Raw genomic sequence first — 22,566 nt, 5'->3', positions numbered from 1 at the left:
CTGCGCCGTTTGGGCTCAGGCTGCTTCGCGGAAGCGGTATCCCACTCCGTAGAGTGTTTCAATCATATCAAAGTCGGTGTCGACCATCTTGAATTTCTTGCGCAGCCGCTTGATGTGGCTGTCGATGGTCCGGTCGTCGACATAGACCTGTTCGTCATAGGCTGCGTCCATCAGCGCGTCGCGGCTTTTGACGACGCCGGGGCGCTGCGCCAGCGAATGCAGGATCAGGAATTCGGTGACCGTCAGCGTCACGGCCTCACCCTTCCAGGTGCAGGTATGGCGCTCCTGATCCATGACCAACTGCCCGCGCTCCAGCGAGCGGGCCTGCTGCACGGCGCCGTTCTTCGGCGCGCCGACAGGGCTGGCGCCGGCGGCTGCGGCTTCACGGCTCGAGGCGCGGCGCAGCACGGCGCGGACGCGCTCGACCAGCAGGCGCTGCGAAAAAGGCTTGGTGATGAAATCGTCGGCGCCCATCTTCAGGCCGAACAGCTCATCGATCTCCTCATCCTTGGAGGTGAGGAAGATGACGGGAATATCCGACTTTTGCCGCAGACGGCGCAGCAATTCCATGCCGTCCATGCGCGGCATCTTGATGTCGAAGATCGCCAGCTGCGGCGGGCGCGCCAGCAGGCCGTCGAGGGCCGAAGCACCGTCCGTGTAGGTCTCGACCTTATATCCTTCGGCCTCCAGTGCGATCGACACCGAGGTGAGGATGTTGCGGTCGTCATCAACGAGCGCGATTGTCGGCATGGTGTTCGTCTCCGTCATCAGTGCGCAATCTCCCGGATTTGCTCTCCCCAGGCGGTCTCAGTGACCGGATGCGCTTATGGAGGATAAAGGTGGAACAAATTGTGGCAAAGATAAAGGGAAAGATTGTCGTGGAATTCGAAGGCAATCGTGAGTGGTGCGGTAAAATGTTTCAACGCGCCAATTTAAAACGATTTAAAATTATGGCATTAAATTTAAATCGATTAAATAATTGATATTACTATATTTTTTCAAGTTGTGTCTCTTGTGTTTTAAAAATTCTACCCGTATTTTCGCGATTAGTTTTAACGGCAACGAGCCTGAGCGAAGGGAACTAGCCATGGAAATGTTCGGAGTTCATAACCCGGCAACAGAGCTGGCAACGGTTGGATTGGGCGGCGCAGCCAGCGTTCGCTACAACTTTTCCGCCGCCGCGCTCTATGAAGAATCGATCCGCCGGGGCGAAGCCGAACTGACCGCTCAGGGGGCGCTGCGGGCTATCACCGGCCAGCACACCGGCCGTTCGCCGCGTGACAAGTTCGTCGTTCGCGACAGCAATACCGATGGCGAAATCTGGTGGGACAACAACAAGCCGCTCTCGCCGGAACATTTCGCGCTGCTGCGCGCGGATATGCTGGCGCATGCCGCGGGCAAGGACCTGTTCGTTCAGGATCTCATCGGCGGTGCCGAGGAAGGCCATGCTTTGCCGACCCGCGTCGTCACCGAATTTGCCTGGCATTCGCTGTTCATCCGCAATCTGCTGATTCGCCCCGACGCCGCAGCACTGCCGAGCTTTGCGCCGAAGCTGACGATCATCGATCTGCCGAGCTTCAAGGCCGATCCGGCCCGCCACGGCTGCCGTTCGGAAACGGTGATCGCCTGCGACTTGACCAACGGTCTCGTCCTCATCGGCGGCACCTCCTATGCCGGTGAAATGAAAAAGTCGGTCTTCACCGTCCTCAACTACCTGCTGCCCGCCAAGGGAGTAATGCCGATGCACTGCTCGGCCAATGTCGGCCCGAATGGTGACGCAGCGGTGTTCTTCGGCCTTTCCGGCACCGGCAAGACGACGCTGTCAGCCGACCCGGCCCGCACGCTGATCGGCGATGACGAACACGGCTGGAGCGAAAACGGCATCTTCAATTTCGAAGGCGGCTGCTACGCCAAGACCATCCGTCTGTCGGCCGAAGCCGAGCCGGAAATCTACGCGACGACCCAGCGCTTTGGCACCGTTCTTGAAAACGTCGTGCTGAACGAGCGCCGCGAGCCGAATTTCGATGACGGCTCGCTGACTGAGAACACCCGCTGCGCTTATCCGATGGATTTCATCCCCAACGCTTCGGAAACCGGCCGGGCCGGGCATCCGAAGACGATCATCATGCTGACCGCCGATGCCTTCGGCGTCATGCCGCCGATCGCGCGGCTGACGCCCGACCAGGCGATGTATCACTTCCTCTCCGGCTACACCGCCAAGGTGGCCGGCACCGAAAAGGGTGTCGTCGAGCCGGAAGCGACCTTCTCCACCTGCTTCGGCGCTCCGTTCATGCCGCGCCATCCGGCCGAATACGGTAATCTGCTCAAGGAACTGATCAGCCGCCACGGCGTCGAATGCTGGCTGGTGAACACCGGCTGGACCGGCGGCGCCTACGGCACCGGCAAGCGCATGCCGATCAAGGCGACACGCGCGCTGCTCGCCGCCGCCCTGACCGGCGAACTCGGCCAAGTCGAATTCCGTGCGGATTCCAATTTCGGCTTCGCCGTGCCGGTCTCCGTCAACGGCGTCGACAGCAGCATTCTCGACCCGCGCTCGACCTGGGCCGACAAGGCAGCCTATGACGCGCAGGCCGAAAAGCTGGTCTCGATGTTTATCGCCAACTTCGCCAAATTCGAAGGTCACGTCGATGGCGGCGTCCGCGACGCGGCCCCGGGCGTGAAGGTTGCGGCTGAATAAAACGAATAATCTTTAACTCACGTGAAACCCGGCATCGCAGGATTGCCGGGTTTTTCGGTTGACGGCCGATATTTTCAACTGGCTGCCGATGTGAGATAGAACGGCGCATGGCCAGCGACGCACTCTATATCGACGACAGGATCACCATATCAGGATGGGAGCTGACGGAACAGTTCGTTCTGGCGGGCGGGCCCGGCGGGCAGAATGTCAACAAGGTCTCGACCGCGGTTCAGCTGTTTTTCAATATCCCGAATTCGCCGTCGCTGAACGATCGTGTCAAAACCAATGCGGTCAAGCTCGCCGGTCGGCGTCTGTCGAAGGACGGCGTGCTGATGATCGAGGCGAGCCGGTTTCGCAGCCAGGACCGCAATCGCGAGGATGCGCGCGAGCGGCTGAAGGAATTGATATTGGAGGCCGCCAAGCCGCCGCCGCCGCCGCGCAAGAAGACCAAGCCGACCAAGGGTTCGGTCGAGCGCCGCCTGAAGGAAAAATCCGGCCGCTCGGAAGTCAAGAAAATGCGTGGCCGCCCTGGCGGCGGCAGTGGTGAATGACATGCTGGAGTTCTTGAGCGGTATTCGCCATCTTCCCGGCTATCTCGATCGGGCCCGTCAGGAGGCCTTGGTCGAGGTGATCCGCACGATTGTCGCCGAGGCGCCGCTTTATGTGCCCGTCATGCCCGGGACCGGCAAGCCGATGTCGGTGCGGATGACCAATTGCGGGCCGCTCGGCTGGGTGACCGACAAGGAGCGCGGCTATCGCTACCAGCCGACGCATCCGGCAACCGGCAGGCGTTGGCCCGATCTGCCGCAGGAATTGCTCGATATCTGGAATGATGTTGCCGGCTACGACAAACCGCCGGAAGCCTGCCTGATCAATTTCTATTCCGACGAAGCCCGCATGGGCCTGCATCAGGACAAGGACGAGAGGGATTTGCAGGCGCCGGTCGTCTCGATCTCGCTCGGCAACAGCTGCCTTTTTCGCGTCGGCGGCCTCAGCCGCAATGATCGCACGCTATCCGTCAAGCTCTCCAGCGGCGATCTGGTCGTTCTGGGCGGCGAGGGGAGACTGTGTTTTCACGGCGTCGACCGCATTCATCCGGCGACGTCGACGCTCTTGAAGAATGGCGGCCGCATCAATCTGACGCTGCGCCGCGTCAATCCTCCAAGCTGATGGTCAGCAAAGATCGCCTGCTATAGTTTCCGCAGCGCGACCTGTTCGATCAGGTGATCCTTGCCTTTTTTCAGGATCAGATCGGCGCGCGGCCGCGTCGGCAGGATGTTCTGCCGCAGGTTTTTCAGGTTGATGTTCGCCCAGAGATCCCCGGCAACTTCGAGCGCTTCCGCGTCGCTGATCGAAGCGTAGCGATGGAAATAGGAATTCGGATCGCGAAAGGCGGTCTCGCGCAGCCGCATGAAACGTGCGACGTACCAGTTGTGAATCAGGTCTTCGGCGGCATCGATATAGATCGAGAAGTCGAAGAAGTCGGAGACCATCGGCACGATCTTGCCGCCGGCCGGCAGGTCGCGCGATTGTAATACGTTGATGCCCTCGAAGATCAGGATGTCCGGCCGGTCGACGATCTTGTATTCGTCCGGCAGCACGTCATAGACGAGGTGCGAATAGCTCGGCGCCTTGACATCCGGCTGTCCGGCCTTGATCGCCGAGAGAAAGCGCAGGATTGCGGCCGTGTCGTAACTCTCCGGAAAACCCTTGCGCTGCATCAGCTTTTCCCGCTGCAGCACGGCATTCGGATGAAGGAAGCCGTCGGTGGTGACGAGATCGACCTTCGGGCTCGAAGGCCAGCGCCCCAGCAGTTCCTTGAGAACACGGGCCGTGGTCGATTTTCCCACGGCGACCGAGCCGGCGATGCCGATGACGAAAGGCGTCTTCGTCACATCGGAGATGCTGAGGAAGCGGTTGCGCTGCTCGAACAGCATCTGCGAGGATTCGACATGCGCCGACAGCAGCCGCGACAGCGACAGATAGATGCGCCTGACCTCGTCGAGATCGATCGGGTCGCCCATCGAGCGCAGCCGTTTGACCTCGTCGCTGGTCAGCGTCAACGGCGTGTCGGCGCGGAACTTCGCCCATTGTTCGGAAGAGAAGAAGTGATAGGGCGAATAGGAGTCCGACTGGAAGTGATCCAACGTTTCCGGCACCCCGATAATCTCAGTCGCGATACTCATGAACTCTGCCGGCCGGCCTTTTCCTTGAGGCCGGACTGCGCGGTTCTGCGCTCGAGTTCGGCCATGACATTCTCTAACGGTATTTCAGCAATCTTCAATACGACCAAAAGGTGATAGAGCACATCGGCGGCTTCATAGGTCAGATTCTCGCGGTCGCCGGTCACCGCCGCCATCACCGCTTCGATCGCCTCTTCACCTAGCTTCTTGGCCGCCTTCGGCTGGCCGGCGGCGACGAGCTTCGCCGTCCAGGATTGCTCCGGCGAGGCTGTCGAGCGCTCTGCGACGATGCTTTCGAGATCGGAAAGGGAAAATCCGCTCATATGTCCGCTTTCAAGGTTCAGTCGAGACGCATGTCGATGCCGCACTTCGACATATAGTGCTTCGCCTCGCCGACGGAATAGGTGCCGAAGTGGAAGATCGATGCGGCGAGAACGGCATTGGCATGACCCTCTTTCACCCCGGCGACGAGATCGTTGAGATCGCCGACGCCGCCGGATGCGATGACAGGCACACGCACCGCATCGGCAATCGCCCGCGTTAGCTCCAGATCGTAGCCGACCTTGGTGCCGTCGCGGTCCATCGAGGTGACCAGCAATTCGCCGGCGCCGCGTTCAACCATCTTCTGGGCGAATTCGACGGCGTCGATGCCGGTCGCATTGCGGCCGCCATGCGTATAGACTTCCCAGGCGCTGAGATTGTCGCCGCCGACCGCCTGCGTGCGTCTGCGCTTGGCGTCGATCGAGACGACGATGCACTGGTCGCCGAACTTGTCGGCCGCCTCAGTGACGAAGTCGGGATTGCTGACCGCTGCCGAATTGATCGAGACCTTGTCGGCGCCGCACAGCAAGAGCTTGCGTATATCGGCGATGGTGCGCACCCCGCCGCCGACCGTCAGCGGCATGAAGCATTGGTCGGCCGTGCGCGACACGACATCGAAGATCGTATCGCGATTGTCCGAAGAAGCGGTGATGTCGAGGAAGCAGAGCTCGTCGGCGCCGGCCGCATCATAGGCTTTCGCCGCTTCGACGGGATCGCCGGCATCGACGAGATTGAGAAAATTGACGCCCTTGACGACGCGGCCGTCCTTGACGTCGAGGCAGGGGATGACACGGGCCTTGAGGGTCATTTACGCAGTCTCCTTTGCCCTGCTGGCCTTGACCAGCGCCAGTGCTTCCGCGGGGTCGATACGGCCGTCGTAAAGCGCCCGGCCTGAAATTGCCCCTTCGAGCTTCTGCGCATCCGGCTCCAGCATACGCCTGATGTCGTCGAGAGAGGCAAGGCCGCCGGAGGCGATGACCGGAATGGAGACGGCTTCGGCAAGTTCCAGCGTCGAGGCCCAGTTGATGCCGGCAAGGATGCCGTCACGGTCGATATCGGTGTAGATGACCGCGGCGACGCCGGCGCCTTCGAATTTCCTGGCGAGCTCGATGACACCGAGTTCGGAAGCTTCAGCCCAGCCCTCGACGGCCACCTTGCCCCCCTTGGCATCGATGCCGACGGCGACGTGACCGGGAAATTTCCGGCAGGCTTCGATGACCAGATCAGGATTTCTGACCGCGACGGTGCCGAGAATGACGCGCCGCAGCCCCCGCGACAGCCATGCCTCGATATGATCGAGCGTGCGGATGCCGCCGCCGAGCTGCACCGGATTTTGTGTTGCCTTGAGGATCGCTTCCACGGCGTCGCCATTGGCCGAATGTCCCGCAAAGGCGCCGTCGAGATCGACCACATGCAGCCATTCGAAACCCTGGTCTTCGAAGGATTTCGCCTGGGCGGCCGGATCGGTGTTGTAAACCGTCGCCTGCTGCATGTCGCCGAGCCGCAGGCGGACGCATTGGCCGCCCTTCAGATCGATCGCGGGAAAAAGGATCATGTCGTCTTACGTCCGTAGAGTGGTCGGTACCATCAGCGCATTCCACGCATCTACGATATCCGAGTGAAAAAAGACAGCGGCAATGGTGGCCGCGCCGAAAAGCAGAAGAAGCAGCAGGGTGACGGTGAAACCGGCCCGAACCTGACGCCAGAAGCCGAGGCGCCGCTTCACTGATGTCTCGATGTCGCGCACCTCTCTCAGCGCCTGGCTGTTGACGGCGGCGAGCCGGATTTCCGGCTCCATCGCCTCTACATAGGTTTCGGCATAAGTCGAAAGGATCTGCGAGGCGCGATCGCGCAGCGTATTGCGCAGGTCGGTAGAGAGATAATTGCTGGCGACCGCGGCAAGCTCGGCCTCGTTGGGAGAACGGCCGGCGTTGCGCTTGCGATAGCTGAGGACGAAATCGCGCTTCTGTCGCTCGTAAAGGGCATAGGCAAGCAGGCCGATGAGATCGTCCTCGCCTTCAATATAAAATTCCAGCACGGCCTCAGCGATATCGTCGGCGTTGATGCCGTTGGCGCGCAGCTGCGAATTCTCGTTGCCGGCAAGAAATTCATGGATCATCGGTCCAGCCTTTCTTTCATCGCTTTGGCTGCATTGGAAAGCGCTCTTTTGTGAATGGTCTCATCGACACGGCGGATGATCGTTCCGTCGGGAAGCCGGATATCCGAGAACGGCGGCAGACCTTCTCTGGAGGGTCTCAGCATGTAGAACACCTTGCCTGATTTCCGCGAAGCCGGCATCGAGCGCACTCCTGTTCCGCCGTTTCCATAAAGGGGAAATAAGGCGGCGGTATTACGGGTTCCAACGCAGGAAATTGGCGATCAGCGCCAGGCCGAGCTTCTGGCTCTTTTCCGGGTGAAACTGGGCGCCGACCATGTTGTCGCGCCCGACGAGAGCGGTCATCGCACCGCCATAGTCGACGGTCGCGATGACATCGTCGGCGTTCTCGGCGGCAAGATGATAGGAATGCACGAAATAGGCATGCAGCCCCTCGGACCCCGTCGGAATGCCGTCGAACAACGGATGTTCGCGCTTCAGGTCGAGCGTGTTCCAGCCGATCTGCGGGATCTTTAGCGCCGGATCATCGGGCGTCATCTCGACGACGTCGCCGGGGATCCAGTTGAAACCGTGCGTCACGGTCTTCTCGAGCCCGCGCGAGGACATCAGCTGCATGCCGACGCAGATTCCGAGAAACGGCCGCGCCTTCTTCTCGACCGCTTCGATCAGCACCTCCGCCATATCGGGCACGGCATCGAGCCCGCGCCGGCAATCGGCATAGGCGCCGACGCCGGGAAGCACGATACGATCGGCGGCGGCAACATTTTCGGCTTTGTCTGTGAGATCGATATGCGCATCGATGCCCGCTTCACGGGCGGCCCGTTCGAAAGCCTTGGTCGCCGAGCGCAGATTGCCGGAACCATAATCGATAATCGCGACGCGCATCGTCAGCGTCCTCCATCAAAACCAAAGAGACCAAGCGAGGTGGCCTGGCCAGGCGGATTGTTCGGACGGGTCTTGTTCTCCCAGTCCGGTGCGGTGTCCTTGTTGCTGTCGGCAACGGCCGCCTTGTCCGAGAAATAGACGTCCTCGGCAATGGCGATCGTATCGGCTGCAACGAGCCCATCTTCGGTCCACCCCTTGGCGGCGAGGTGGCGGATGCGGAAATTCTGGCCCTCGAGGCCGACCAGCACATTCACGCCCAGCAGGAGGGCCGCTCCCGCCAGCCCGAGGCCCGGCTCGTCCATCAACGCACCGCCGATCGCCTGCAGCACGAAGACCGCGGCCGCATGCAGCCACAGCCGATGTGCGAGCAGCCAAACCCATGGAAACAGAAAGCCGAGCAGCGTGAAGCCGTCACGGATAGTCCGGGTCTCTTCGACCGTGGCGCGCGTGCCGCCGGGCGGCGTCAGGAAAATATAGCTGGATGTCATTGTCGCTGCTCCCTTGAGGGGCTCAGACGAGCGTGCCCTTCGTCGAAGGTACACGGCCGGCCTGTCTCGGATCGATCTCTGTCGCCGTGCGCAATGCGCGGGCGACGGCCTTGAAGCATGTCTCGGCAATATGGTGATTGTTGGCGCCATAATGGTTGAGAATATGCAAGGTGATGCCGGCATTCTGGGCGAGCGCCTGGAAGAATTCGCGAACGAGTTCGGTATCGAACGTGCCGATCTTCGGCGCGCTGAAGGCGACGTTCCAGACGAGGAACGGCCGGCCGGACAGATCGACCGCGGCCTTGGTCATCGTCTCGTCCATGGCCAGATCAATCGAGGCGTAACGCGTGATGCCGCGCCGGTCGCCGAGCGCCTTGGAGATCGCCTGGCCGATGGCGATGCCCGTATCCTCGACCGTGTGGTGGTCGTCGATATGCAGATCGCCCTGGGATTCGATCTCCATGTCGATCAGCGAATGCCGCGAAAGCTGGTCGAGCATATGATCGAAGAAGCCGACGCCGGTCGAAATCTTCGATTTGCCGGTGCCGTCGAGATTGACGGAGACGGAAATCGAGGTTTCGTTGGTCTTGCGGGAAACACTGCCCGTGCGGCTTGCTGCGGTCTCGGCCATATGGCCCTCCATCGGAATAAGGCCGTTCCTTATCAGGCGGATCGGCAAATATCCAGAAGCCGGGCAAGAGAAAAGCCGGCCCATTTGCAAACGGCGCCGGCCCCCTTACATAGGGCTCAACAGGGCCAATGTGTGGTCTCGCGTAAACGCCCGCGTCGTGGGCAGACAGGTGTTTGATGACAACGATCATTACAGTTCGAAAAGGCGGCAAGGTGGTGATGGCCGGTGACGGCCAGGTGAGCCTCGGCCAGACCGTCATGAAGGGCAATGCCCGCAAGGTGCGCCGCATCGGCAAGGGCGAAGTCGTTGCCGGTTTCGCCGGCGCCACGGCCGATGCTTTTACCCTGCTCGAAAGGCTTGAAAAGAAGCTGGAGCAATATCCCGGCCAGCTGATGCGCGCCGCTGTCGAGCTCGCCAAGGACTGGCGCACCGACAAATACCTGCGTAATCTCGAAGCCATGATGCTCGTCGCCGACAAGTCGATCACGCTGGCGATCACCGGCAATGGCGACGTTCTGGAGCCCGAGCATGGCACGACGGCGATCGGTTCTGGCGGCAATTTTGCCTTCGCCGCCGCCCGCGCCCTCATGGATACCGACAAATCGGCTGAAGAGATCGCGCGCCGCGCCCTCGAAATCGCCGCCGACATCTGCGTCTACACCAACCACAATATCGTGGTGGAATCGCTGGATGTCGAAGGCTGAATCTGAGGCCTTCCGGCCGCTCCCGCGGCGAACAAAGATGTATTTGCGGCCGGGCGCTGATGGCCCTGGACCGCCAGGAGAATGACACGCAATGACGACCTTTTCCCCCCGCGAGATCGTTTCCGAACTCGATCGCTACATTATCGGCCAGCATGACGCCAAACGCGCTGTCGCGATCGCGCTGCGCAACCGCTGGCGCCGCCAGCAGCTCGACCCGAGTCTGCGCGACGAAGTCATGCCGAAAAACATCCTGATGATCGGCCCGACCGGTGTCGGCAAGACCGAGATCTCCCGCCGCCTGGCAAAACTCGCCGGCGCGCCCTTCATCAAGGTGGAAGCCACCAAATTCACCGAAGTCGGGTATGTCGGCCGCGATGTCGAGCAGATCATCCGCGATCTGGTCGAGGTCGGCATCGGTCTGGTGCGTGAGAAGAAGCGGACCGAGGTCCAGGCCAAGGCGCATGTCAGCGCCGAGGAGCGTGTTCTCGATGCGCTGGTCGGCACCACGGCTTCGCCCGCTACCCGCGAAAACTTCCGCAAGAAGCTGAGGGACGGCGAGCTCGACGACAAGGAGATCGATATCGAGGTGGCCGATGCCGGTTCCGGCATGGGAGGCTTCGAAATACCCGGCATGCCAGGCGCCAATATTGGGGTGCTCAACCTGTCGGAGATGTTCGGCAAGGCGATGGGCGGCCGCACCAAGAAGGTCCGCACGACGGTCAAGGCCTCCTATACCGATCTGATCCGCGATGAATCCGACAAGCTGATCGACAATGAGGTCATCCAGCGCGAGGCTGTTCGCTCCACAGAGAATGACGGTATCGTCTTCCTCGACGAAATCGACAAGATCGCTGCCCGCGACGGCGGCATGGGTGCCGGCGTGTCGCGCGAAGGCGTCCAGCGCGACCTTCTGCCGCTCGTCGAAGGCACGACAGTTTCGACCAAATACGGGCCGGTGAAGACGGATCATATCCTCTTCATCGCCTCAGGCGCCTTCCATGTCTCCAAACCCTCCGATCTTCTGCCGGAGCTGCAGGGCCGATTGCCGATCCGCGTCGAATTGCGCCCGCTGAACAAGGAGGATTTCCGTCGGATCCTGACCGAGACGGAAGCAAGCCTCATCCGCCAGTACCGCGCACTGATGGAGACCGAAAGCCTGAACCTCGAATTCACCGACGACGCGATCGATGCGCTCGCCGATGTCGCCGTGCATCTGAACTCCTCCGTCGAGAATATCGGCGCCCGCAGGCTGCAGACGGTAATGGAGCGGGTCCTGGACGATATTTCCTATAACGCCCCCGATCGCGGCGGCACGGCCGTCACCATCGATGCCGCCTATGTGCGCGAACATGTCGGCGATCTCGCGCAGAATACCGATCTCTCGCGTTTCATTTTGTGATATCGGCGCACCGGTCCATGTCTTTCCCGACGTGAATGCCGGATTGTCACGCACTCTCTCTCGACAGCGGGCCTTTTACTTTTTAGTGAAGGCCCGTTTTGTTTTCCGCTCCGGCTTTATTCGGCCAAGATTCTGGTCCAGTCAGCCGCATCGCAAACACGACGATGGAACGGGACGGGATAGCGGATCGTGCGACGCCTTTTGACAAGCCTTTTGATTGCCGTTGCCCTGGTGAATTCGGCGCCTGCCTTCGCCATGCAGACGGTGCCGGCCGGCAATCGTCATGCCGAACAGCCCGATATTCCGGGCGCTTCCGTCAGGCGCACCAAGGGAACCAAGAGCAGCTTCGATCTGAAATATGAAAAGGTCCACGACCTGCTGGCGACCGATCGCGAGCTGATGGCCAAGATTCGCAAGGTCTCCAGCGCTTACGGCATCAATCCCATCCATGTCGTCGGCGCGATCGTCGGCGAACACACCTATAACGTCGACGCCTACGACCGGCTGCAATCCTATTATGTCAAGGCCGCTTCCTATGCCGGTGAAAGCTTCCGCTTCGCCTATGACGGCGAAAACGTCGATGAATTCGTGGCGCGGCCGCAATTTGCCGAATGCAAAGGCAAGAGTGATTCCTACACGCTGTGGTCCTGCCGCGAAGATGTCTGGGAAAGCGATTTTCGCGGCAAGACGGTGGGCGGCAAGAGCTTCCCCAACAACCGCTTCAGCGCGGTCTTCTTTCAGCCCTTCTACGCCGGCCAGACCTTCGGCCTCGGCCAGGTCAATCCGCTGACGGCGCTGATGCTCTCCGATCTCGTGGCCCGCGTCTCCGGTTATCCGAAACTGAACGAGAAGAATGCCGGCGCGGTCTACAGGGCGATCATGGATCCCGACATATCGCTCGCCTTCGTCGCCGCCTCGATCCGCCGGTCGATCGACGATTACAGGGAGATTGCCGGCATGGATATCTCAGGCAACCCCGGTCTGACTGCAACGCTTTATAATGTCGGCAACTCGCGCCAGCGCGCCGCCGCACTCGCTGCGAAGAACCGCTCTTCGGGTGCGACCGTCTGGCCGGAGGAGAATTATTACGGCTGGCTGATCAACGACAAGCTGGACGAACTCAAGGGCCTGCTCTAGCTTCAAGCTTGCCGGGAAGGCGCTGATCTTCCCCGAAAGGCTTTGACGATGGACATGCGTCCTGATCCCTTCTTTCCGCCGGCACCGCTGCCGCGCACCGTGCCGCCAAGCCGGTTGGAAATCATCCGCATCATCCTGCGCAATCCGCTCGAACTCTGGGGCGAGCCGTCCTATACGCTGCCCTGGATAAAGACGAGCTTCTTTGGGCAACACACGCTGATCGTCAACGATCCCGGTCTGATCAAGCATGTTTTGGTCGATAATGCCGGCAATTATCGCATGTCGGACATTCGCCAGCTGGTGCTGCGTCCGATCCTGCGTGACGGCCTCCTGACCGCAGAAGGTCCCGTCTGGAAGAGATCACGCAAGGCGGTGGCGCCGGTTTTCACGCCTCGCCATGCCCAGGGTTTTGCCGGGCAGATGCTGCGCCAGTCGGAAGATTATGCCCGCAAATATCAGAGTGCCGGCGAGACGGGGGCAATTTTTGATATCAGCACTGATATGACCGAGCTGACCTTCGCGATTCTCGCCGACACGTTATTTTCAGGCGAAATCGTCACCTCGAGCGGCCATTTCGCCGATGACGTCAATGCTCTCCTGCATCGCATGGGCCGCGTCGATCCGATGGACCTGATGCGCGCCCCCTCCTGGGTTCCACGTGTGACACGCATCGGCGGTCAGAAAGTGCTGGAGAAATTCCGTTCTATCGTCCGCAACACGATGGATATGCGAACTGCAAAGATGAAGGCGAATCGCGCCACAGCACCCGAAGATTTCCTGACCCTGCTGCTGGACCAGGCCGGCCCCGACGGGCTGACGAAGGAAGAAATCGAAGACAATATTCTGACCTTTATCGGCGCCGGGCATGAGACCACGGCACGGGCATTGGCCTGGACGCTCTATTGCGTCTCGAACAGCCCGCATATCCGCGAGGCGATGGAGATGGAAATCGACGCGGTGCTCGCCACCGGGGCCGAACCTGTGGAATGGCTGGATATGATGCCGCAAACGCGCGCTGCCTTCGAGGAGACGTTACGCCTCTATCCGCCGGCGCCATCCATCAATCGCGCCGCCATATCGGATGACTCCTGGACAAGCCCCAAGGGCGAGCGGGTCGAGCTCGAGGCCGGGATCACCGTGCTCATCATGCCCTGGACGCTGCATCGCCACGAACTCTATTGGGATAGGCCGCGCGCCTACATGCCCGAGCGCTTCCTGCCGGAAAACCGCGGCTCCATCGGCCGCTTCCAGTTCCTGCCTTTCGGCGCCGGTCCGCGTGTGTGCATCGGCGCAACCTTTGCGCTTCAGGAGGCGGTGATTGCCCTTGCCGTGCTGATGCATCGCTATCGTTTCGATTCCACCGATGAGACCAATCCCTGGCCGGTACAAAAGCTGACGACGCAGCCGCAGAACGGCCTGCCGATGCAGGTGACACCGCGCATAATTTCCCGATAAGCATAAATCTTTCGAATTATTGCGGAATTGACTGTGAATGAAAGCCGGGCAAAGTGGCAGCATTCAAAGTCGTTGCCAGGGAGAATGTCGCATGAGCCGCATTGATAAGAACGGTCTTGCCATCGAAGCCGTCCTTCATGATTTCCTCGTCCAGGAGGTTCTGCCAGGTCTGGGGATCGATGCGGACAAGTTCTTTGCCGATTTTTCGGCGATCGTCCACGATCTCGCCCCGAGGAATCGTGCCCTGCTGGCAAGACGCGACGAGCTGCAGATCAAGATCGACGACTGGTATCGCCAGCACGGCGCGCCTACGGATATGGACGACTACCAATCCTTCCTCCGCGGGATCGGCTATCTCCTGCCGGAAGGATCGGACTTCCAGGTTTCGACCCAAAATGTCGACCCCGAGATCGCCTTGATCGCCGGCCCGCAGCTCGTCGTTCCCGTCATGAATGCCCGTTATGCGCTGAACGCTGCCAATGCGCGCTGGGGCTCGCTCTACGATGCGCTCTATGGCACGGACGCCATTCCGGAGAGCGACGGCGCCGAACGGGGCAAAGGGTACAATCCGAAGCGGGGCGAGAAGGTCATCGCCTGGGTGCGCGATTTCCTCGACACAGCGGTACCGCTGCAGGACAGCAGCTGGAAGCACGTCGGCGGTTTCGCTATCAAGGATGGGGTGCTCGTTCTCCGATCGACCGATGGCGAACAGGCAATGCTTGTCGATGGCGGGCATTTTGCCGGCTATCGCGGCGATGCTGCGGCCCCGACGCATATTCTCTTGAAGAACAACGGCATCCATATCGAGATCGTCATCGATGCGACGACGGCAATCGGCAAGTCCGATCCGGCTCATATTTCCGATGTCTGGCTGGAATCGGCGATCACGGCGATTATGGACTGCGAGGATTCGATTGCCGCCGTCGACGCCGAGGACAAGACCGTAGTCTATCGCAACTGGCTCGGCCTGATGAAGGGCGATCTGCAGGAGGAAGTGGTAAAGGGCGGGGCGAGCTTCATCCGCAAGCTCAACCCCGATCTGGACTATACCGGTCCGGATGGCGCTGCCTTCGAGCTGCATCGCCGCTCGCTGATGCTGGTGCGCAATGTCGGCCACCTGATGACCAATCCGGCCATTATCGACCGCGACGGCAGGCAAGTGCCGGAGGGTATCATGGATGCTGTCATCACCGGCCTGATCGCGCTTTACGATATCGGCCCGGCCGGCCGGAGGAAAAATTCCCGCACCGGCTCCATGTATGTGGTCAAGCCGAAGATGCATGGGCCCGAAGAGGTCGCCTTTGCGGTCGAAATCTTTTCGCGGGTCGAAGATGCGCTTGGTATGGCGCGCAACACCATCAAGATGGGCATCATGGATGAGGAGCGCCGCACGACGGTCAATCTCAAGGAATGCATCCGTGCTGCCCGCGAGCGGGTCGTCTTCATCAATACCGGCTTCCTCGACCGCACCGGCGACGAGATCCACACCTCGATGGAAGCCGGCCCGATGATTCGCAAGGGCGACATGCGCCAGGCAGCCTGGATATCGGCCTATGAGAATTGGAATGTCGACATCGGCCTGGAATGCGGCCTCGCCGGCCACGCCCAGATCGGCAAGGGCATGTGGGCGATGCCGGATCTGATGGCGGCGATGCTGGAGCAGAAGATCGCCCACCCGAAGGCCGGCGCCAACACTGCCTGGGTCCCGTCACCGACGGCCGCGACCCTGCACGCCACCCATTATCACCGGGTCAATGTCGCCAGGGTTCAGCAGGGGCTGAAGGACCGCGCCCGCGCCAAGCTCTCCGACATTCTCTCCGTGCCGGTCGCGGTACGGCCGAACTGGACGCCGGAGGAAATCCAGCGCGAACTTGATAACAATGCCCAGGGCATCCTCGGCTACGTCGTACGCTGGGTCGATCAGGGCGTCGGCTGCTCGAAGGTGCCCGATATCAACAATGTCGGCCTGATGGAGGATCGCGCCACATTGCGCATCTCGGCCCAGCACATGGCGAACTGGCTGCACCACAAGGTCGTCACCGAGGCCCAGATCGTCGAAACCATGAAACGCATGGCGGCCGTCGTCGACCGGCAGAACGAGACGGATCCCCTCTACCAGCCGATGGCCGGTAATTTCGACGGCTCGATCGCCTTCCAGGCCGCCCTCGACCTCGTGCTGAAGGGCAGGGAGCAGCCGAACGGCTATACCGAGCCGGTGCTTCACCGCCGCCGCCTCGAGCTGAAGGCGAAGCCGACCGGTTGAGGGTATACTGAGAATATGAAAAGGCCGCCGGAACGACAGTTCGGCGGCCTTTTTTATACCGAATTCGGTCTATACCCTATTGGATAACGACGACCTTGGACGTGCCCTTGCCGGGGCGGACGCGGCTGTAAAGGTCGATCACGTCCTGGTTCATCAGGCGAATGCAGCCCGAGGAAGCGGCGGTGCCGATCGAGGCCCATTCCGGCGTGCCGTGCAGGCGGAACAGCGTGTCCTTGCCATCCTCGTTGAAGAGATACATGGCGCGCGCGCCGAGCGGATTGCTGAGGCCCGGGCCCATGCCGTCCTCGACATACTTGGCGACGTCAGGGCGGCGAACGGCCATTTCCTTCGGCGGGTGCCAGGTCGGCCATTCCTGCTTCCAAGCGACGTAGGCGGTGCCGGCCCATGCGAAGCCCTGCTTGCCGACGCCGATGCCGTAACGCATCGCCTTGCCGTTGGCGAGGATGTAATAGAGGAAGCGCTCGCGCGTGTTGACGATGATCGTACCCGGGCGCTCGGTGGTCTGGTAGCTGACGACCTGGCGGCGGAACTGCGGCTTGACCCTGTCGATCGGGATCGCCGGCAGAGAATATCCGGCATCCTTCGTCACGCCATAGGCGTCGTTGAAGATCTGGGCTGTCTGTACGGTCGGGCCTGCGCCCTTGTCGTCGACGGATGCGCGGTCTGATGTCGAGGAGCAACCGGCCAGTGCGAGCGTCGTCAGCAGGCCAAATACCGGGAATGCATTGCGGATGCGCATAGATGACTCTTGAAGTTTTAGGGCAAGGAGAACAGTCTTTCGACCATCGTTGATTATGGTTTATTTTCGATTAACTTGCGCTTTGCAAGGCTACTGCAGCGCGACAAATCTGTCTGCGGCGCAAATTAGAAGCGCATGGTTTTTTTGCAACAACACGCCAGCCCCTACTGTGGTTATCCATGACGATTTTGAGCGTTTACAATAACAATCCGTTAATCGATGGCCGGCAATCGGACAGAGCCATGATGGTGCGGCGCGGAACGCAGATTTTGCTGCATGAAATGCGCCATGCCGTGCTGCCCGAACTGCCGCTGGCCAGCGGCCGCCGTGCTGATTTGATCACCGTTTCGGAAAAGGGCGAGGTCTGGATCATCGAAATCAAGACGTCGATCGAGGATTTCAGGGTGGATCGCAAATGGCCGGAATACCGGCTGCACTGCGACCGGCTGTTCTTTGCGACTCACGAAGGTGTACCGCTCGACATCTTTCCCGAGGAGTGCGGGCTTTTCCTCTCGGATGGTTATGGCGCCCATATGATTCGCGAAGCGCCGGAACACCGTTTGGCCCCGGCCACACGCAAATCCGTCACGCTCAATTTCTCGCGCGCCGCCGCGCAACGGCTGATGATGGCCGAATGGGCGAACGGAAAGCCGTTCACCGTCGATGATGTTTGACGGATGTCTTGGCTATTTCGGCGCGCGTTTGGCGAGGATGCGCTGCAGTGTCCGCCTGTGCATGTTGAGGCGGCGCGCCGTTTCCGAGACGTTGCGCTCGCACATTTCATAGACCCGCTGGATGTGCTCCCAGCGCACCCGGTCAGCCGACATCGGATTCTCGGGAAGTTCGGCCTTTTCGCCCGGCCTCTGCGTCAGCGCCGAAAAGACGTCGTCGGCATCCGCGGGCTTTGCCAGGTAATCGACGGCGCCGAGTTTCACGGCGGTCACCGCGGTTGCGATATTGCCGTAGCCGGTCAGCACGATGATCCTGGTGTCGTCGCGTCGCTGGCGGATCGCTTCGATGACATCGAGCCCATTGCCGTCGCCGAGCCGGAGGTCGACCACCGCATATTTCGGCGGCCTGCCTTTCGATTTCGCAACGCCTTCCGCCACTGATTCGGCCGTTTCCACCTGGAAACCGCGCGTCTCCATCGCCCGGGCCAGCCGGCGCAGGAACGGTCCGTCGTCGTCGACGATCAGCAGGCTGGCGTCGGGACCAATATGGTCTTCATCCCCAGCGGCGAAATTTTCGTGATTATGGTCTGTCATCGTCTTGGCCCTGGCGCGTGAACGCCCGATCTGCGTCAACCGCTTATATCCTACTTATGCCGACAAAGTCACTTTGTCGAATTTGCGTCGATCAGCATGCGCGGCCATTCGATCCGGATACGCGCCCCCGCACTTTCCGGGTCGCGATTCTCGAAAATCAACGATGCGCCCGAGCGCTCCAGCAGCGTCTTGGCGATGAAAAGCCCGAGCCCGAGGCCGCCCGCCGTATCCTCCTTTTGCCGCTTGGTCATATAAGGCTCGCCGATCCGCGTCAGAATATCGGGGGCGTAACCGTTGCCGTCATCCTCGATGACGATCAGCACTTTGTCGTGATCATGCTCGACGGTGATCCTTACTTTCTCCCTGGCATAATCGACGGCGTTTTCAATCAGATTGCCGAGCCCATACATGATGCCGGCGTTGCGGTCGGTCACCGGCTCGTCCTTGCGCGGGCTCTTTTCGATCAGCTCCAGCGTAATGCCGAACTCCCGGTGTGGCGCGACGATCTCCTCGATCATCGAGGAAAGCGGCAGGCGGCGCATATGCGCTTCTCCTTCCGAGGAAAGTGTCGTCAAGCGCCGCAGGATGTCACGGCAGCGCTCGCTCTGGCTGCGCAACAGCATCACATCCTCGCGGAAACGATCGTCGTCCTTGAGTTCGCGCTCCATTTCCTTGGCGACGACGCTGATTGTCGCAAGCGGCGTGCCGAGTTCGTGGGCGGCCGCAGCCGCCAGTCCGTCGAGCTGCGAAAGATGCTTTTCCCGCTGCAGCACCAGTTCGGTCGCAGCCAGCGCATCAGCAAGCTGGCTCGCCTCCATCGACACCCGATAGGCATAGAAGGCGGCGAATGCCATCGTCGAGGCGATCGAACACCAGACGCCGAACTGCATGACGTTGTGGACATTGATCTCGACGCCGTCGAACCACGGCAGCGGAAAGGGCGAAAAGGCAAGCACCGTGATGCAGACCATCGCGAAGCCGATCAGCGCCGTGCTGTAACGGATCGGCTGCGAGGCAAACGAGATGATAACAGGCACGCAGACGAGGGCTGCGAAAGGGTTGGCGAGGCCGCCGGTGATGAAGAGCAGCGCGCACAGCTGCAGAAGATCGAAGCCGAGCAGCGCAAAGGCGGCCGGCGGTCCCAGCCGGTGTGTCGGCGGATAGCGGATCGTCAGATAGAAATTCACCCAGGCAAGCGCGGCGATCAAAGAGGAGCTGGCAATCAGCGGCAAGGGAAATTTCAGCCAGAAGGCCACGATGAACACCGTCAGCGCCTGTCCGCAGACCGCAAGCCAGCGCAGCCGCACCAGCGTCTGCAGGCGCAGCCTGCGGCTGCTGTGCCGGTCTTCCAGCGCATGGCTTTCCGTCTTGTCGATCATGCCGAGGGCTCCTCAAATGGTCCTCATGTACCACGCGGTTTTGCCCGTGTCGTCGGCAATGCCTCTTGCGGCCGCTCCGGCCAGGGATGCCGCGGATAACGGCCGCGCATATCGGCGCGCACATCCTTCCATGAGCCGGCCCAGAAGCCCGGCAGGTCGCGGGTCGTCTGTATCGGCCGATGCGCCGGCGAGGTCAGTTCGAGCAGCAGCGGCAGGCGGCCTCCGGCTATCGCCGGGTGCTGCTTCAGCCCGAACAGCTCCTGCACGCGGATCGTCAGCACCGGCTCCTCGCCCTCATATTGGATCGGATGCCTCTGACCGGTCGGCGCTTCGAAATGGGTCGGCGCAAGTCGGCTAAGGTCGCGCTGCAACTCATGCGGCACCAGGGACATCAGCCCGTTCGAAAGCCCGGCTGCGGAAATCTCGGAGAGGCCGCGGGCCTCCGTCTGAAACGGGCCGAACCAGTCGTCCAGCCGGGAAAGCAGGGCATCGTCGCTGACATCGGGCCAGGGATCGCCGATCGTCCGGTGAAGAAATCCAATTCGCTCGCGAAGTTGCACGGCCTCCTTCGAGAAGGCGAGATGATCGAGCCCGAGTTCGCGCACCCCCTCCACCAGCGCCTGGGTGACGGCGGCGCCGGAAGGTCGGGGCAAGGGCGTCTCTTCGAAGACGATCGCACCCAGCCGGGTTGCCCGCCGCGCCCGTATCTGCCGGCTTTGCCGGTCGAAAAAGATCTGATCGCCGGTTCTGATCTCGTCGGGCAGCTCGGCTTCGATGTCGCCGCGTGTCACCTCGGCCGCCGCCAGAACCCGCGCCTGCGCCGCCCGCCCGGTGAGATCGCCTATGACAAGCATCTGGCTGCCGGCCAGCCTCTCGGTTTCCGGCAGTTCCGCGCCGCGCCCGTTCGCCATCACGAATCGGCCGCGCCCGCCGCGCTGAAGGGCGATTCGATCCGGGAATGCATGTAGCAGCAACCGGCCCGCAAGCGCCGGCGCCGTGGCGGTCACTCTGTCGAGGCCGCTTGCCAGCCGTCCCGCCAGCCGCCGCGAGGCCTCCGCTCTTTCGCCGCGCTCGGCCTTGAAGCGTCGCAGCCGCTCCTCGATATCGATGCTCGTCCCGCCCATTCCCTGTTCGGTCAGAAGCACGGCGATCAATGCCGCATCCCGGGCGTGCCCCGATTCGCCTGCAGAAACGACCATGGCGGCAAGCCGCGGCGGCAAGGCGAGATTGCGCATGACCTTGCCGCGCGCCGTCAGCGCTCCATCCTTGTCGAGCGCACCGAGTTGGCCGAGCAGCACGCGCGCTTCCTTAAGCGTCGTCTCCGGCGGCTGGTCGACAAAGGCAAGCGATCCCGGATCCTGAACGCCCCAATGGGCGAGATCGAGCACCAGCCCGGAAAGATCGCTGGAAAGGATCTGCGGCGGTGTGAAGGCCGGCAGGGCCGCCGTCTGTCCCTGGTGCCATAGCCTGACGGCGATGCCCGGTTCCGTTCGGCCGGCACGACCGGCCCGCTGATCGGCCGACGCCCGCGACACGCGCACCGTCTCCAGCCTCGTGATCCCGGTCGACGCTTCGAACACCGGCAGACGCTGCAGCCCGCTGTCGATCACGATCCTGACGCCGTCGATAGTGATCGAGGTTTCGGCGATCGACGTCGCCAGCACGATCTTACGCATTCCTTTGGGCGCCGGTCGTATCGCCGCGTCCTGCTCTTTCTGGCCAAGATTGCCATAGAGCGGCGCAATCAGTGTTTCGCTTCCGAATCGTCCCTGCAGGCGTTCCGCGGTTCGGGTGATTTCCGCCTGACCGGGCAGGAAAGCGAGGATCGAGCCGGTTTCATCGGCATGGGCATCAAGTATCGCCCGCGTGACCGCATCCTCGATACGCAGGCCGCCTGGTCGATCCTGGTAACGCGTATCGATCGGAAAGCTGCGTCCCAGGCTTTCGATGACAGGTGGATGAGAGAGCAGGGCCGCCACACGCTCGACGTCGAGGGTCGCCGACATAACGAGGATCCGCAAATCCTCGCGCAGCGCCGATTGGACGTCGAGCGCCAGCGCCAGCCCGAAATCGGCATCCAGCGAACGCTCGTGAAATTCGTCGAAAATCACGACCGAGACCCCGGCGAGTTCCGGATCGTCGAGGATCATCCGGGCAAAAACCCCTTCGGTCACCACCTCGACCCGTGTCGCCGCCGATATCCTGTTGTCGAGGCGCATGCGGTAGCCGACCGTGCCGCCAACCTGTTCACCGAGCAATGATGCCATGCGGTTTGCCGCCGCCCGCGCTGCCAGCCGCCGCGGCTCAAGCAGAATGATCTTGCCGTCGCCGCGCCAGGCCTGGTCGAGCAGGTAAAGTGGCACCAGTGTCGTCTTGCCGGCGCCGGGCGGCGCGGAAAGAACGGCGCGTTTCTGCTCGGCCAGGGCGGCGCCGACGGCCGGCAGGACATGTGAAACCGGAAGCTCCGGCAATGATGCACTGATTGTCACTTTCGTCCTGTCATCGTCTCATAGGCAAGGAAGGATGGCGCCGGCCAGCTGTTCGTCGTCGAGAACAAGCATCCTTCACTCCGCCGGATCGGTCTTTCCTCCGAGATTAGCGAGTGAGGCGCGCTATAGGCAAGCACCTGGAATTCCGCTTCGGGCTTCCCATATAAGCCTTGCTCCCTCGCCGAAGCCTTTCTCTGGGAATTCGGCAAAAGCGAATCTCAAAAACCGCCCGATTGGGCGGTGGATTTCTTCGTTTTGAGAGATGAGCGCTAAAAGCCCTTCATTTTCAACCTGTTACAAAAATGTCAAAAAACTTTGGGTATGTGTGTTGACTGTTTGGGAGGGTTAGTTCTATAAGCCCACTCACTGAACGAGGGCGGCGGCGCTGCTGGC

The 22,566-nt window shown here is 61.3% G+C and carries 24 protein-coding genes; 10 read left to right on the top strand and 14 right to left on the bottom strand.

The genetic code is table 11. The features are described 5' to 3' along the window. Positions 1-15 precede the first annotated feature (15 nt). Complete coding sequence (locus OS035_RS13145; RefSeq protein ID WP_003589490.1) at positions 16-750, bottom strand: response regulator transcription factor; 735 nt, start codon at positions 748-750, stop codon at positions 16-18. Positions 751-839: 89 nt separating this feature from the next. Between OS035_RS13145 and OS035_RS13140 the strand changes: the two genes are divergently transcribed. The 4 genes from OS035_RS13140 to OS035_RS13125 all read left to right on the top strand — a co-directional run bounded on the left by OS035_RS13140 (position 840) and on the right by OS035_RS13125 (position 3,868). Then, positions 840-983, top strand: a complete 144-nt coding sequence (locus OS035_RS13140) for a hypothetical protein (RefSeq protein ID WP_165503893.1) — start codon at positions 840-842, stop codon at positions 981-983. Between the two features lie 104 nt (positions 984-1,087). Continuing rightward, entirely contained in the window at positions 1,088-2,698 is a 1,611-nt protein-coding gene (locus OS035_RS13135; protein ID WP_097625120.1) for a phosphoenolpyruvate carboxykinase, read from the top strand. A 107-nt stretch (positions 2,699-2,805) separates the two neighbouring features. Beyond that, entirely contained in the window at positions 2,806-3,249 is a 444-nt protein-coding gene (arfB, locus tag OS035_RS13130) for an alternative ribosome rescue aminoacyl-tRNA hydrolase ArfB (RefSeq protein ID WP_097625121.1), read from the top strand. Position 3,250: 1 nt separating this feature from the next. Next, entirely contained in the window at positions 3,251-3,868 is a 618-nt protein-coding gene (locus OS035_RS13125) for an alpha-ketoglutarate-dependent dioxygenase AlkB family protein (RefSeq protein WP_183778546.1), read from the top strand. Between the two features lie 20 nt (positions 3,869-3,888). On the opposite strand, the gene coaA is transcribed toward OS035_RS13125, so the two are convergent. Genes coaA through hisB form a run of 9 tightly spaced genes read right to left on the bottom strand, consistent with a single transcriptional unit; the run spans position 3,889 to position 9,322 of the window. Continuing rightward, positions 3,889-4,884 carry a type I pantothenate kinase gene (coaA, locus tag OS035_RS13120; protein ID WP_183778548.1) on the bottom strand — a complete coding sequence of 332 codons (996 nt, stop codon included), beginning with the start codon at positions 4,882-4,884 and terminating at the stop codon, positions 3,889-3,891. Beyond that, positions 4,881-5,204 (bottom strand): phosphoribosyl-ATP diphosphatase, encoded by a 324-nt coding sequence (locus OS035_RS13115; RefSeq protein WP_097625124.1) that lies wholly within the window; start codon positions 5,202-5,204, stop codon positions 4,881-4,883. The genes coaA and OS035_RS13115 overlap by 4 nt, the downstream gene beginning before the upstream one ends. Positions 5,205-5,221: 17 nt before the next feature. Further along, complete coding sequence (gene hisF, locus OS035_RS13110) at positions 5,222-6,010, bottom strand: imidazole glycerol phosphate synthase subunit HisF (protein ID WP_097625125.1); 789 nt, start codon at positions 6,008-6,010, stop codon at positions 5,222-5,224. Continuing rightward, complete coding sequence (gene hisA, locus OS035_RS13105) at positions 6,011-6,757, bottom strand: 1-(5-phosphoribosyl)-5-[(5-phosphoribosylamino)methylideneamino]imidazole-4-carboxamide isomerase (protein ID WP_097625126.1); 747 nt, start codon at positions 6,755-6,757, stop codon at positions 6,011-6,013. Positions 6,758-6,763: 6 nt separating this feature from the next. Beyond that, complete coding sequence (locus tag OS035_RS13100; RefSeq protein WP_097625127.1) at positions 6,764-7,321, bottom strand: hypothetical protein; 558 nt, start codon at positions 7,319-7,321, stop codon at positions 6,764-6,766. Next, entirely contained in the window at positions 7,318-7,500 is a 183-nt protein-coding gene (locus tag OS035_RS13095) for a hypothetical protein (RefSeq protein ID WP_097625128.1), read from the bottom strand. Before OS035_RS13095 ends, OS035_RS13100 begins: the two co-directional genes overlap by 4 nt. 52 nt (positions 7,501-7,552) lie before the next feature. Then, positions 7,553-8,203 carry an imidazole glycerol phosphate synthase subunit HisH gene (gene hisH, locus OS035_RS13090; protein ID WP_097625129.1) on the bottom strand — a complete coding sequence of 217 codons (651 nt, stop codon included), beginning with the start codon at positions 8,201-8,203 and terminating at the stop codon, positions 7,553-7,555. Between the two features lie 2 nt (positions 8,204-8,205). Next, positions 8,206-8,691 (bottom strand): DUF2628 domain-containing protein, encoded by a 486-nt coding sequence (locus OS035_RS13085; protein ID WP_097625130.1) that lies wholly within the window; start codon positions 8,689-8,691, stop codon positions 8,206-8,208. A 22-nt stretch (positions 8,692-8,713) separates the two neighbouring features. Next, entirely contained in the window at positions 8,714-9,322 is a 609-nt protein-coding gene (gene hisB, locus OS035_RS13080; RefSeq protein ID WP_054185459.1) for an imidazoleglycerol-phosphate dehydratase HisB, read from the bottom strand. Between the two features lie 176 nt (positions 9,323-9,498). On the opposite strand from hisB, the gene hslV reads away from it, so the two are divergent. The 5 genes from hslV to OS035_RS13055 all read left to right on the top strand — a co-directional run bounded on the left by hslV (position 9,499) and on the right by OS035_RS13055 (position 16,280). Then, positions 9,499-10,026, top strand: a complete 528-nt coding sequence (gene hslV / locus OS035_RS13075) for an ATP-dependent protease subunit HslV (RefSeq protein ID WP_003583308.1) — start codon at positions 9,499-9,501, stop codon at positions 10,024-10,026. Positions 10,027-10,117: 91 nt separating this feature from the next. After that, positions 10,118-11,425 carry an ATP-dependent protease ATPase subunit HslU gene (hslU, locus tag OS035_RS13070; protein ID WP_097625131.1) on the top strand — a complete coding sequence of 436 codons (1,308 nt, stop codon included), beginning with the start codon at positions 10,118-10,120 and terminating at the stop codon, positions 11,423-11,425. Between the two features lie 189 nt (positions 11,426-11,614). Continuing rightward, on the top strand, positions 11,615-12,562 hold the full coding sequence (locus OS035_RS13065) for a DUF1402 family protein (protein ID WP_097625132.1): 948 nt from the start codon (positions 11,615-11,617) through the stop codon (positions 12,560-12,562). A 48-nt stretch (positions 12,563-12,610) separates the two neighbouring features. Continuing rightward, positions 12,611-14,017 (top strand): cytochrome P450, encoded by a 1,407-nt coding sequence (locus tag OS035_RS13060; protein ID WP_097625133.1) that lies wholly within the window; start codon positions 12,611-12,613, stop codon positions 14,015-14,017. Positions 14,018-14,108: 91 nt separating this feature from the next. Continuing rightward, the gene (locus OS035_RS13055) at positions 14,109-16,280 is read left to right on the top strand and encodes a malate synthase G (protein WP_097625134.1); all 2,172 of its coding nucleotides are present in this window, start codon (positions 14,109-14,111) and stop codon (positions 16,278-16,280) included. A 76-nt stretch (positions 16,281-16,356) separates the two neighbouring features. Here the strand turns inward: OS035_RS13055 and OS035_RS13050 are convergent, their stop codons facing one another. Further along, positions 16,357-17,040 (bottom strand): L,D-transpeptidase, encoded by a 684-nt coding sequence (locus OS035_RS13050; RefSeq protein WP_331813788.1) that lies wholly within the window; start codon positions 17,038-17,040, stop codon positions 16,357-16,359. 179 nt (positions 17,041-17,219) lie between these two features. Between OS035_RS13050 and OS035_RS13045 the strand changes: the two genes are divergently transcribed. Then, on the top strand, positions 17,220-17,714 hold the full coding sequence (locus OS035_RS13045) for an MmcB family DNA repair protein (protein ID WP_003589465.1): 495 nt from the start codon (positions 17,220-17,222) through the stop codon (positions 17,712-17,714). Between the two features lie 12 nt (positions 17,715-17,726). Here the strand turns inward: OS035_RS13045 and OS035_RS13040 are convergent, their stop codons facing one another. From OS035_RS13040 to hrpB, 3 genes are all read right to left on the bottom strand, one after another. Then, positions 17,727-18,305 (bottom strand): ActR/PrrA/RegA family redox response regulator transcription factor, encoded by a 579-nt coding sequence (locus OS035_RS13040; protein WP_097625154.1) that lies wholly within the window; start codon positions 18,303-18,305, stop codon positions 17,727-17,729. A 68-nt stretch (positions 18,306-18,373) separates the two neighbouring features. Beyond that, positions 18,374-19,684, bottom strand: a complete 1,311-nt coding sequence (locus OS035_RS13035) for an ActS/PrrB/RegB family redox-sensitive histidine kinase (RefSeq protein ID WP_097625136.1) — start codon at positions 19,682-19,684, stop codon at positions 18,374-18,376. Positions 19,685-19,707: 23 nt separating this feature from the next. After that, positions 19,708-22,173, bottom strand: coding sequence for an ATP-dependent helicase HrpB (gene hrpB / locus OS035_RS13030; RefSeq protein ID WP_131710938.1), 2,466 nt, complete (start codon positions 22,171-22,173; stop codon positions 19,708-19,710). Positions 22,174-22,566 lie beyond the last annotated feature (393 nt).

Source organism: Rhizobium sp. 268 (assembly GCF_036571585.1).
Classification (GTDB): Bacteria; Pseudomonadota; Alphaproteobacteria; order Rhizobiales; family Rhizobiaceae; genus Rhizobium; species Rhizobium redzepovicii.
The sequence above is the reverse complement of the archived record's forward strand: the minus strand, read 5'-3'. Positions and strand labels throughout refer to the sequence as shown.